16 protein-coding genes, 1 tRNA gene and 2 pseudogenes are annotated in these 10,441 nt (G+C 58.6%); 6 read left to right on the top strand and 13 right to left on the bottom strand.

From position 1 onward, the window contains the following. A pseudogene (hisH, locus tag ACR3EQ_RS20000) lies at nt 1-474 on the top strand (imidazole glycerol phosphate synthase subunit HisH); the annotation flags it as partial. 4 nt (nt 475-478) lie between these two features. Here the strand turns inward: hisH and ACR3EQ_RS19995 are convergent. Beyond that, a complete protein-coding gene (locus ACR3EQ_RS19995) occupies nt 479-880 on the bottom strand; it encodes a DUF2147 domain-containing protein (RefSeq protein ID WP_170615181.1) in 402 nt (133 codons plus the stop codon). 134 nt (nt 881-1,014) lie between these two features. On the opposite strand from ACR3EQ_RS19995, the gene hisA reads away from it, so the two are divergent. Then, nucleotides 1,015-1,734 (top strand): 1-(5-phosphoribosyl)-5-[(5-phosphoribosylamino)methylideneamino]imidazole-4-carboxamide isomerase, encoded by a 720-nt coding sequence (hisA, locus tag ACR3EQ_RS19990; protein ID WP_170615179.1) that lies wholly within the window; start codon nt 1,015-1,017, stop codon nt 1,732-1,734. On the opposite strand, the gene ACR3EQ_RS19985 is transcribed toward hisA, so the two are convergent. After that, nucleotides 1,735-2,127 carry a DUF302 domain-containing protein gene (locus ACR3EQ_RS19985; protein WP_170615444.1) on the bottom strand — a complete coding sequence of 131 codons (393 nt, stop codon included), beginning with the start codon at nt 2,125-2,127 and terminating at the stop codon, nt 1,735-1,737. A gap of 171 nt (nt 2,128-2,298) precedes the next feature. On the opposite strand from ACR3EQ_RS19985, the gene hisF reads away from it, so the two are divergent. The 3 genes from hisF to ACR3EQ_RS19970 all read left to right on the top strand — a co-directional run bounded on the left by hisF (nt 2,299) and on the right by ACR3EQ_RS19970 (nt 4,014). Beyond that, the gene (gene hisF / locus ACR3EQ_RS19980; RefSeq protein ID WP_170615177.1) at nt 2,299-3,060 is read left to right on the top strand and encodes an imidazole glycerol phosphate synthase subunit HisF; all 762 of its coding nucleotides are present in this window, start codon (nt 2,299-2,301) and stop codon (nt 3,058-3,060) included. Beyond that, nucleotides 3,057-3,374 carry a phosphoribosyl-ATP diphosphatase gene (locus ACR3EQ_RS19975; protein WP_480489544.1) on the top strand — a complete coding sequence of 106 codons (318 nt, stop codon included), beginning with the start codon at nt 3,057-3,059 and terminating at the stop codon, nt 3,372-3,374. The genes hisF and ACR3EQ_RS19975 overlap by 4 nt, the downstream gene beginning before the upstream one ends. A 73-nt stretch (nt 3,375-3,447) precedes the next feature. Further along, on the top strand, nt 3,448-4,014 hold the full coding sequence (locus ACR3EQ_RS19970) for a hypothetical protein (RefSeq protein ID WP_170615173.1): 567 nt from the start codon (nt 3,448-3,450) through the stop codon (nt 4,012-4,014). Nucleotides 4,015-4,017: 3 nt separating this feature from the next. Here the strand turns inward: ACR3EQ_RS19970 and ACR3EQ_RS19965 are convergent, their stop codons facing one another. From ACR3EQ_RS19965 to rlmB, 4 genes are all read right to left on the bottom strand, one after another. Beyond that, complete coding sequence (locus tag ACR3EQ_RS19965; protein WP_170615171.1) at nt 4,018-4,488, bottom strand: CoA-binding protein; 471 nt, start codon at nt 4,486-4,488, stop codon at nt 4,018-4,020. A gap of 202 nt (nt 4,489-4,690) precedes the next feature. Next, nucleotides 4,691-5,140, bottom strand: coding sequence for a YHS domain-containing (seleno)protein (locus ACR3EQ_RS19960; protein WP_170615169.1), 450 nt, complete (start codon nt 5,138-5,140; stop codon nt 4,691-4,693). Nucleotides 5,141-5,247: 107 nt separating this feature from the next. Further along, on the bottom strand, nt 5,248-5,529 hold the full coding sequence (locus tag ACR3EQ_RS19955) for a hypothetical protein (RefSeq protein WP_170615442.1): 282 nt from the start codon (nt 5,527-5,529) through the stop codon (nt 5,248-5,250). Between the two features lie 12 nt (nt 5,530-5,541). After that, nucleotides 5,542-6,315 (bottom strand): 23S rRNA (guanosine(2251)-2'-O)-methyltransferase RlmB, encoded by a 774-nt coding sequence (gene rlmB / locus ACR3EQ_RS19950; protein WP_170615167.1) that lies wholly within the window; start codon nt 6,313-6,315, stop codon nt 5,542-5,544. 116 nt (nt 6,316-6,431) lie between these two features. Here rlmB and ACR3EQ_RS19945 point away from each other — a divergent pair. Next, nucleotides 6,432-6,515, top strand: a tRNA-Tyr gene (locus tag ACR3EQ_RS19945). Between the two features lie 85 nt (nt 6,516-6,600). Here the strand turns inward: ACR3EQ_RS19945 and ACR3EQ_RS19940 are convergent. From ACR3EQ_RS19940 to ACR3EQ_RS19910, 7 genes and pseudogenes are all read right to left on the bottom strand, one after another. Further along, nucleotides 6,601-7,031 (bottom strand): annotated as a pseudogene (locus tag ACR3EQ_RS19940) (c-type cytochrome). After that, nucleotides 7,028-8,347 carry a multicopper oxidase family protein gene (locus ACR3EQ_RS19935; protein WP_170615163.1) on the bottom strand — a complete coding sequence of 440 codons (1,320 nt, stop codon included), beginning with the start codon at nt 8,345-8,347 and terminating at the stop codon, nt 7,028-7,030. Before ACR3EQ_RS19935 ends, ACR3EQ_RS19940 begins: the two are co-directional and overlap by 4 nt. A gap of 8 nt (nt 8,348-8,355) precedes the next feature. Then, nucleotides 8,356-9,222: a CopD family protein gene (locus ACR3EQ_RS19930; protein WP_170619695.1), complete on the bottom strand. Its 867-nt coding sequence runs from the start codon at nt 9,220-9,222 to the stop codon at nt 8,356-8,358. Nucleotides 9,223-9,224: 2 nt separating this feature from the next. Beyond that, nucleotides 9,225-9,566 (bottom strand): copper resistance CopC family protein, encoded by a 342-nt coding sequence (locus tag ACR3EQ_RS19925; RefSeq protein WP_480489543.1) that lies wholly within the window; start codon nt 9,564-9,566, stop codon nt 9,225-9,227. A 10-nt stretch (nt 9,567-9,576) separates the two neighbouring features. Continuing rightward, a complete protein-coding gene (locus ACR3EQ_RS19920; protein WP_480491813.1) occupies nt 9,577-9,846 on the bottom strand; it encodes a c-type cytochrome in 270 nt (89 codons plus the stop codon). Next, entirely contained in the window at nt 9,762-10,007 is a 246-nt protein-coding gene (locus tag ACR3EQ_RS19915) for a hypothetical protein (protein ID WP_480491815.1), read from the bottom strand. The genes ACR3EQ_RS19920 and ACR3EQ_RS19915 overlap by 85 nt, the downstream gene beginning before the upstream one ends. A 95-nt stretch (nt 10,008-10,102) precedes the next feature. Continuing rightward, nucleotides 10,103-10,429, bottom strand: coding sequence for a hypothetical protein (locus ACR3EQ_RS19910; RefSeq protein ID WP_170615156.1), 327 nt, complete (start codon nt 10,427-10,429; stop codon nt 10,103-10,105). Between the last annotated feature and the right edge of the window lie 12 nt (nt 10,430-10,441).

Genomic DNA, 10,441 nt, shown 5'->3' with positions numbered 1-10,441 from the left:
CCAGCCTGTGCGGCCGAACTGCGCGGCCATAAGGGTATCTATGACGCGATGGTCGAAGCGGTCGAACAAAAGGGCCGCCCTTTTCTGGGTATCTGCGTCGGTATGCAGCTGATGGCCTCGAAAGGCCATGAATACCGTGAAACCGATGGTTTGGATTGGATCGCGGGCGACGTGGTTCGGATCGAGCCGTCAGACCATGCGTTGAAAGTACCACATATGGGCTGGAACGATCTGGTTCTGGAAAGCAGACACCCGGTGTTTGAAGGGGTGAAATCAGGTGATCACGCCTATTTCGTGCACTCCTACCATTTCCGCGTGACGGACCCGGCGCAGAGGTTAGCCTATGTGGATTACGGTTAAGAGGTCACGGCCGTGATTGGCCGTGACACGATGGTCGGGATGCAGTTCCACCCTGAGAAAAGTCAGGATGTCGGCCTGCGTATGATCGGAAATTTCCTGACCTGGGCTCCGTGACGGCCTATTGCACGCGTGTCCAGGTTTGCCCACGGCAGATCAGGCCACCGGCAACGCAACCTTTCACGGTCAGTTGGTTCTGGCTGTCCAGCGTCATTTTCGAGTTGTAGGTCTTGTCGCGGTCCGGCGCCCAGATCTTGCCGTTGTCATAGGCCCCGCCACCTTCCGGAACCATGTCCCAGATAATCTGTTTGCCCAAATTCTCGTAGTCCAGCTGCTCATCGCCGTTGGCGTCAAACGCCGTGTCGATGGTGCCGCAGACGGCACTGCCGCACGATCCGATGGAAACATGCAGATACCCGCCGGTGTCACCGGGCTGGGTCTTCCAGATGCCATCAACCGGATCGGCCGCATAAGCGCTGCTTGCCAAGGCGGCAAACCCTGCGGCCAGAACGAATTTCTTCATGATATCCTCCCTGTTTTGCAGGCAGTCTGGCGCGCCGGTCGCCATCGGGCAAGATTGACTTTGCGTCGCGTTGCATCCCCTGCCCTGTGTGTGCGATATCCCGCGCGGATAACATTGATATAGGGCCGCCCGACATGATCCTCTACCCCGCCATCGACCTAAAAGACGGCCAGGCCGTGCGCCTGCTGCGCGGTGAAATGGACAAGGCCACGGTGTTCAACGAAGACCCTGCCGCGCAAGCCCGCGCCTTCGTCGAAGCGGGTTGCGAGTGGCTGCATCTGGTCGATCTGAATGGCGCCTTTGCAGGGGAACCCGTCAATGCCGCTCCGGTCGAGGCGATTTTGAAAGCCTGTGATGTGCCCGCCCAACTGGGTGGCGGCATCCGTGACATGGCAACAATCGAAACATGGCTCGACAAGGGGCTCGCGCGCGTCATTCTGGGCACTGTCGCCGTCGAGAACCCCGATCTGGTGCGTCAAGCGGCACAAGAGTTCCCCGGCCATGTAGCCGTCGGTATTGACGCACGCAATGGCATGGTCGCCACCAAGGGCTGGGCCGAAGAAACCGATGTGCAGGTCACGGATCTGGCCCGAAGCTTCGAGGATGCGGGTGTTGCCGCGATCATCTACACCGACATCAACCGCGACGGAGCGATGCAGGGCCCCAATATCGAGGCCACTGCGGCACTGGCCCGCGCCGTGTCGATCCCGGTCATCGCATCGGGCGGAGTTAGCTCGCTGGACGACCTGATCGCCTTGCGTGATTGCGGGGTCGAACTTAACGGCGCAATCTCCGGCCGGGCGCTTTATGACGGCGCGATCGATCTGAACGAGGCCATTCGCGCCCTGAGCTGACTACTGGGCGGCGACCGATGTAAGCTTGGCCAGCGCCCCGCGCATCTTCTCGATGACCGGGGATTTCTCGACCGCATCTAGTTCGTCCATGGTCTCTTTCGGGTCTTCATAGGCCAGCCAGACCTGCCCGTTCTCGTCCTCGTAGGCCTGCACTTTTAGCGGCAGAAACAGACCTGCGCGCGGGTCGGCCTGCATGGCAGGTGTGCCCAGCGCTGGATTGCCGAAGATCAGCACCTGATTTGCCGGGATGGTCATGCCCACCCTCTCGGCGCCCGCTGCGTGATCGACACGCGCAAAGACCGTGGCACCCGCGTTGCCAACTGCGGCCTCGAGCGCGTCCATCGCCTCGGACACGGATTTGGCTGTCTCTACTTTGATGATATCGTCAGCCATCGCGGCGACAGCTCCTGTGAATATGAATGTGGTCGTCAAAAAGAGGTTACGCATCTCATTGATCTCCGGATGAAATAAGGACCAGTTTTCACAGGTTCGAGAGATGTGGCAATCACAAGTCTGGCATCGGCGGGGCTTTGCCGGTAGAGGTGCGCCAACAAAGGACATGCCATGCTCAAAACACGGATAATTCCCTGCCTTGATGTTGCCGATGGCCGCGTGGTTAAGGGTGTCAATTTCGTCGGCTTGCGCGACGCGGGCGACCCGGTGGAATCAGCCAAGGCCTATGATGCCGCCGGCGCGGACGAAATCTGCTTTCTGGATATTCACGCCACCCATGAAAACCGGGGCACCATGTTCGATGTGGTGCAGCGCACGGCGGAACAGTGTTTTGTTCCGCTGACGGTGGGCGGTGGTGTCCGCACCAGGGAAGATGTCCGCGCGCTGCTGCTGGCAGGTGCCGACAAGGTCAGTTTCAACTCGGCCGCCGTGGCGAACCCGGATGTTGTGGCCGAGGCCGCCGATCAGTTCGGCAGCCAGTGCATCGTGGTCGCTATCGATGCCAAAACCGTCAGCCCCGGCAAGTGGGAGATCTTTACCCACGGGGGACGCAAACCAACCGGCATTGACGCGGTCGAGTTTGCAAGAACCGTGGTCGCCAAGGGCGCGGGGGAAATCCTGCTGACTTCGATGGATCGTGACGGCACCAAATCCGGGTTCAACCTGCCCCTGACCCGCGCGATCTCGGACGCGGTGGATGTACCGGTGATCGCATCGGGCGGGGTCGGAAATCTGGATCATCTGGTCGAAGGCGTGACCGAAGGCGGTGCCAGCGCGGTATTGGCGGCTTCGATCTTCCATTTCGGAGAATACACCATCCGCGAGGCCAAGGAACACATGGCCGCCGCAGGCATCCCGATGAGGCTGACATGAGTATTCTGCACGAACTGGCCGCAACCATCGAAGCGCGCAAGGGAACCGACCCCGAGTTGAGCTGGACCGCCAAACTGCTTGCCAAGGGCCCAGAAAAGTGTGCCGAGAAGTTCGGCGAAGAAGCCGTCGAGGCCATCATCGAAGCCATCAAGGGTGATCGCGCCGGGCTGACGTCCGAGGCGGCTGATGTGCTGTATCACCTGCTGGTGATGCTGGCCGCCCGTGATGTGGCGCTGGATGACGTTCTGAACGAGCTTGCCCAGCGTCAGGGCATCGGCGGCATTGCCGAAAAAGCGGCGCGTCCCAAGGGCTAAGCGTGGGTTTCGTGCGCTGCTCCTGCCCGCTATAGTGCTGTGTCAGGGTGCCACGGATCAGGGAACGCGCGCGATGATCAGAGCATTGGTTTTTGTGGCGACGCTTGCCATCCTGGCGGCCTGTTCTGCGCCGCCCCGTTCCACCGGGGACGAGGTTCAACGGCTGGCAGCGAAAATCCAAAGCCTCGGACCCGATATCGACCCCGCAGAAGCGCAGCGCGCGGCGCGGGTCGCCTACAGCTACACCGCGCAGTTGGTCGAGGAATATGAGATCACCGACCCGCCGCTGATCCATAACGCAAAGGTCAATAAGGGCCTGCGTCCGCGCGGATTGTGCTGGCACTGGGCCGAAGACATTGAACGGCGCCTAAAACAGGAAGAGTTCGAAACACTGACCCTGCACCGCGCCATCGCCAATGCCGACAATCCGTTCCGAATCGACCACTCGACCGCCATTATCAGCCGACGGGGAGAAACCATGTACGAAGGGATCGTACTGGACCCGTGGCGGTATGGTGGAGTGCTGTACTGGGGACCTTTGGTCGAGGACACACGTTACGAGTGGGTTCCGCGCGATCAGGTTCTGGAAAAGCGGCGACTGGAACAGGTTGCCCGGCTGAAAACGGCAGGCGGCGGCTGACGGTCACAGCTTTGAGGATATGATCCCGGTGGCAAACCCGCCCATGCGCAATTCCCCGAAAAGCCGCTGATACTCGATCTTCGGGCATCGGTTCATGACCACATCAACACCTTCGGCCTGTGCGACTGCTGCCGCGCCTTCATGTGCGACACCGATCTGCATCCAGACTGTCCTGAGCTTTGGAAAAGCCTGCAAAGCTTCGTCCACAATCGGTGGCACGGCTTCGGATCGGCGAAATATGTCCACCATGTCGACAGGTTCGGAAATATCCGACAGCGACGCATGAACAGTCTGACCGAACAATTGCTTCCCAACATGTCCCGGATTGACCGGAATGACCCGGTATCCTTTCAGCGAAAGGTAACGCGCCACGTAATAACTGGGCCGCACCGGGTTCATCGACACCCCAACGACCGCCACAACTTTGGTGCGTTGCAGGATGCCTTTCAGGAACTCATCGAAATAATCTGCCATGAGGGCACCCTAATCGCTGCGTTCAAAAGAAAAAAGCGCCCAGGTCGAACCTGAGCGCCAGTTGTTGGAACGAGGGACAGTGAAATGACCCGCGGCAGTTCCGTTCCGCGGTCACTGTGACATTTAGGCATGAGTTCGGCAAAAAAAAGAGGGCGCGCGCACTTTTGTGATGACAGATCAAAAAAACGCGAAGTTTCGCCTGTCACTTGTACAGAACCGATGGCCAGTGCTCCTCGGCCATGCGGATATTCAGCGCCATGTCTTCCTGCCACACTTTCTCGATCGCGAGCGAATGCACCAAATAAAGCCTGCCATCCACGACCCTCCACGCCATCGGGTCGGTGCTGGACAGAAGGCCCAAGGCCATAGCATAGGCGCAGTATCCGCCAAACTGAGGCGCAAAGGCGCGCGGATCACGCTCGAACCGCTCCTGGTTCTCGGCTGATGCGAAATGCCATTCGACGCCTTTCCACATCAACGAATGCTCGGCATGGCCCAGCACCGGCGCGTCATCCACGAAATAGGACACGGGATCATAGCCCGCCATTGCCGCACCATCTGTGGCAAAATAGACGGGCGCATCCTGCGCCTGGACGGCAGGTGCGAACATGATAGCGGCCATAGCGCCAATGAAGAAACGTCGGGTCAGCATCGTCGGTCTGAGTTGTTAGAATTCGAGACCGTCAAAATGCAACTTTTTCAGCGCCATGAAACCCCCCTTGACGCGGTTGTGAACACCCGTGTCGCCGAAGAAACAAGTCAGTCGAAGATATCTTCGATCACATCCCAGGCTTCATCCAGCACGCGCGAGAACACACCTTTTTTCCGTTTCTTGTATTTGTATTTCGGCGTTCGGGCCTTGGACTTGGCCGGACGCACTTGCCTTTCTTCAGTCAGCTTTCGTTTGGGCAACATCTTGAGGTCGTGCAGGGGGGCGCCACAACTGGAACAGCTGAGCTCGTGACGTTGTTTTCCCTGCAGAACCAGCGCGGCACGCGTGCCGCAGTAACAGCAAGTGGCAATTTTCGACGGGCTGGGAATGACGCTCTCCTGTTATTTGTGCCTCGATGCATATAGGGCAATCGCCGCCGCATTTGAGACGTTGAGCGACCCGAAACCGCCGGCTGCGTCAATTTTCACCAGATGATCGACGGTTTCCTTGGTTTTCTGCCGCAGACCGGGACCTTCGGCACCCAACACCAGTGCAACCGGTCGGTCCAGCTTGCCCGCCAACGTGGTTTCGATGGTCTGATCCGCCTCGCCGTCCAGCCCCAGCACCAGAAACCCCATATTCTGCAGCTCGACGATTGCGTCCGCCAGATTGCGCACCCGCAGATAGGGCTGACGTTCGAGCGCGCCGCTGGCGGTTTTCGCCAGCGCTCCGGTTTCCGGCGCCGAATGGTGGCGTGTGCCGACAACGGCGCTTGCACCCAGCACCTCAGCCGAGCGCAGAATCGCCCCGACGTTGTGCGGGTCGGTGACCCGGTCCAGCAGAATGACGCGCGGGTGTTCACGACCGATGCAGTTTTCCGCCAGCCCACCCCAGTCCAGCGGCTTGACCTCAAGCGCCGCGCCCTGATGCACCGACCCCGGATCGATCGGAGCGGTGAATTTGCGTGGATCAACCAGCTCGGCTTCAATTCCTGAAAATTCAATGGCTTCCGCCAGCTTGGCCTGCGCGTTCAGAGTCACGATCAGACGCAATTTCTGACGCTTCGGGTTCATGAGCGCGTCACGGACGGCGTGCAGTCCGAACAACCAGACAGTCTCGGACGCGGCTGCTTTGCGCGCCTGTTCCTTTTCGACGACCCATTTGGGTTTCTTCATTTTAAGGGCCTCCGGGCCGGGAATTCGGTTTCCTGCGCCAAAGCGGAATTTTCCTGTTGACGCTCCTTTAAGGCGCTAGTAATCACGCCTCCACGTCAGGTGCAACGCCTGACAGTGGGCGACAGGCCGCAAGGTGTGGCAGGGGACTGTAACTCCCTCGCGGAGACGCACGCCTGGTTCGATTCCAGGGTCGCCCACCACTTCTTCAAGCAACTCAAATTTAGATCATTGTGTGCGGCAAACGTCCAGACGCGGTTCGTCGGCGTTAACCGGCTATTAGCGGTGTCAGTCGTGCGGCGGGTTTCTGGAGGCCTGAATTTCCTGCGCACGTTCAGACCAGGTTGATCGAATGTAGGCTAAGATATCCCAGATATCATCGTCGGATATTACTTCCTCAAACCCGGGCATTCCACTTGCGAAGTCGCTGATTCCGCGTACCGCCAAAGCTTTTTCTCCACCTAATTGGGTGTATTCAAAAAGAAGTAGGTTATCGTGATGCCGGTGTGCCCCGTCTCATCATGGGGAGGCGCGGGCAAGACACCGTTTTCGTCTGGCGTTTGCCAGTTCGGTTGTCCTTCGAGGTTTGCACCGTGACAGGACGCGCAATGTTCAGCGTAAAGGGCCTGACCGCTGGCCAAGTCCCGGCCATCCAGTTCGTGACCTGCGATTGCCCCGGTTGCAACGCTAAAGGCTGCGATGATCAGAACGCGTTTCATGCAACCTCGACCCAGGTTTTCATGCCCGACGCCTGATGGCCCAGCATGTGACAGTGCATCAGCCATTTGCCGGGGTTGTCGAACACGCAAACGATTTCTCGCGTTTCACCCGGATCAATCAGCGTTGTATCCCGGAAAGCACCTAAATTGCCGTCGGCTTCGACCTCGAAAAAGTGATGCCCGTGCAGATGGATACCATGGGGAAAGCGGGTATCGTTCACTAGTTGGATGCGCGCAGTCTGTCCGCGTTGGAAGCTGTGGAAAGGGGTGTCCGCAAGGCCGGACTGTCCGTTGAACGCCCAGATGCCCTCTTCCATCAGCCCCTGCATCATTCTTTGGCTCATGGCCCCGCCCTCCATGGTCAAGGTCAGGGAAACGGCATTGTCCAAGTCGGGCTGCACCGTCGCGTTTGGCGGCAGCGCGGATATCTCTGATGGTTGTCGCGCCGTGTTCTCGCCTTCAACCGGGATTTCGCCCAGCAGGTAAGGATCATCCCGGGTCGGAAATATAAAAGCGATTGTTTCAGCGGAAGTGACATCCGCTATGATATCAACCCGTTGGGCCGGGGCCAAAACCAGGTCAGAAACCTCTTGCGGATCGGAAAGCGGCATACCGTCCAATGCAACAGTCTTGCCGTCAATGCCTTCAAGTTCAATCGGGAAAATCCTGTCAGTCGCGACGTTGATCAACCTCAAGCGCACACGGTCACCAAGACGAACGGACGCGTCCGGTTCGAAAAGCACACGGGCATAGTTGCCAAGCCGACCCTGATGCGCCTGATCGTGCATGTTCTCAAAGCCATCGGCGAGTGTGCCGTCTTCGGTCAGGCGCCAGTCATCAATCATGACGATCACGTCATGGTCCACATCAGGCGGGGATTGCTCCTCGACGATCAGGGGGCCGTAAAGCCCCCTTGCAACCTGTTCCCAGGACCGGTTATGCGAGTGATACCAGAAGGTTCCGGCGTCCGGCGCGCGAAAGCGATAGGTGAACTCTGCACCCGTTTCGACAACGTCCTGTGTCAAGCCCGGCACGCCGTCCATCGCATTGTCGGTCCGCAACCCGTGCCAATGGACCGCCGAGCCGTCGTCTATCTGGTTGAGAAAACGGATGTCGAAAACCTCGTCCTGACGGACGCGAAGGACCGGACCGGGCGTGCTGCCGTTGAAGCCAAGCATCGGCGTTGCCGGATCGCCTTCCGGCAGGATTTGCGCAGAGACTGGCTGTGCAATCAGGTTCAATGGAGCCGCCGCGATGACGACGCCGGGAACCAATGCCATTGCACTTGTCGTGATCAGGAATTCTCTTCGGTTCATCTTAAACCTCAATTCGGAAGGGTCAGGACGCTGGTAAGGGTAGCTGTTGCCGCGAACACGACCAGTATGACCGCAGTTTCTATTTCGATGGAGCGTGCCAAATGACGCGCTGCGTCGTGATCACCTGCCTGCATGGCGGGAACAAACCGAAACTTGTTGGCGGCTGCCATCACAAGCACCAACGCCACCAGCCCCAGTTTGATGAGAAGCGCCTGCCCGTAGCCCGAAACAAAAAGGCTTCGAAGATCACCCAACAGAAGCCAGGACATCAGCAAGCCCGCCAAAATCAACGCAGGGACAATGACCGAGGCGGCTTGCCCGAAACGATCCCCCAGCGCTGCTGCCTCGTCCAAGCGTTCGGGCTGTAACGACAAGCGCCGTAACGGACCAAGAATGCCGATCCAGAACGCAAGGCAAAGCAAATGCAAAAGCAGCAGAAGCCTTACGCCGCTTTGTTCCAGGCCGGGCACATGCCCAATCTGTGCAAACGACCACAGCGCCAGCACACCGCCACCAAGGGATATCCATTGACCGGCAAATGGCACGAACAACCCGACAAGGATCATGGTCGCGCCGACCAGTCGATAGACCAGAACATCACCGACCGGTGTTTGCCACAAAAGCCTCAGCATCTCGGGATCGCTCATCCCATCAGCGCCGCCGGTTAGGGCGGCCCCGCGCAGCATGAACCCAATGACAGACGCGACTATCGCAAGCCCAGCCAAGAACGCAGTATGGACGCGCATCCGGCCGCTCAGCGACGAGAGGAGATCAGCAAAGGCGGCGCGCATGATCACCAGCCCGCTGGATCCTGCAATGCCAACATACAGCAGGAGTTTTGACAGGATCGCAGCAATGCCCCAGACGTCCGGCATCCTCAGTCAACCGTAAAGGAAAACTCGCCCTGCATCGCATGGCCGTCCACGCCCAGACCGCGCCATTCTATGCGATAGGCGCCTGTCCCCATATCCTGAAGCGGGAGGGTGAAGAGACGATCAAAACTGGTCTGGTTCCCAATGTCGAGTGGGACCGAATGAATATCCTGATGGGTCATCTCCACTCGGGTCAGACGGATGTCGTCCGCAAAGTTGAAACTGATTTCAGACGGGACTTCCGCAATCGTCGCGCCGTTTTCTGGCGTCGTCGTGTCCATGCGGGAATGCGCAAGCGCAACCGTGGCAAGCGCGGCAAGCAGAGCAAGGATCGTGAGCGTCTTCATAGAGTGTTCCTCAGTTAATTCCGTTGGCGCGCTGGATTTCGCGGATATAGGCGACAACCATGGCAACGTCGCCACGGGTTAAGCCTTCGACCGGCGGCATATCTCCGAACGACCAGTGATGGCTTCTTACACCTGTCGCAACTGCGCGCTGAAAGGATTCGTCGGCGTGATGGCTGGGTTCATAGATAACATGGATCAGTGGAGGTCCGGCACCTTCAATTCCGACAGCATTGGTGCCGTGGCACGCGGCGCAAGCCTCATCGAAGAAGCGCTGTCCAATGGCAGCGTTGCCCTCGATCGGGGCATTTGAATGGCCACCATGGCATCCCCTTCTACAGGGGACGACGGAGTGGCAATTTCGGACGTACCGGGCCGCAGCATAATGTAGGCAGCAGCGACCGCCACGGCACACGCTCCGATAACGAGATACTTTCGGTTCATGGTTCTTCCTGACTTTATGAAACAGAATATTGACCGCGCTGAGCGGCGGCCAAGCAAAAACACCAGGCGCGTACACCTAGCGTCGAAGTGCCGTTTCAGAAGTTAGGTGGTCTGTCCGGATGTTCCGGCTCACGCAGCGCAGAAAGTTCGCTTACCTGCCAATTCAATACCTGTTCGAACTGGTCTGGTGATGCATCCGACGTCTCGGAGGCAAGTAACATCAGGTTGCAGAGGAAAGGATTGCATCCATCATGGTCTGCGCCGTCCGTTTCGTGATGGCCGGTCGGCGACAAACGATCCAAGTGCGGAGATCGCTCCAAAGACTGAACCTCGTCACAATGTCCATCGTTGCAATGCAGCGGCATGTCGTGGGCAACACTTGCGAACCCGGTCAATAAGACCAGAATTGCTGCCAGGAACACCGATAATATCCG

The sequence above is a fragment of the Ruegeria sp. AN11 genome (assembly GCF_056536005.1).
This window is presented reverse-complemented; position numbering and strand designations above follow the sequence as displayed.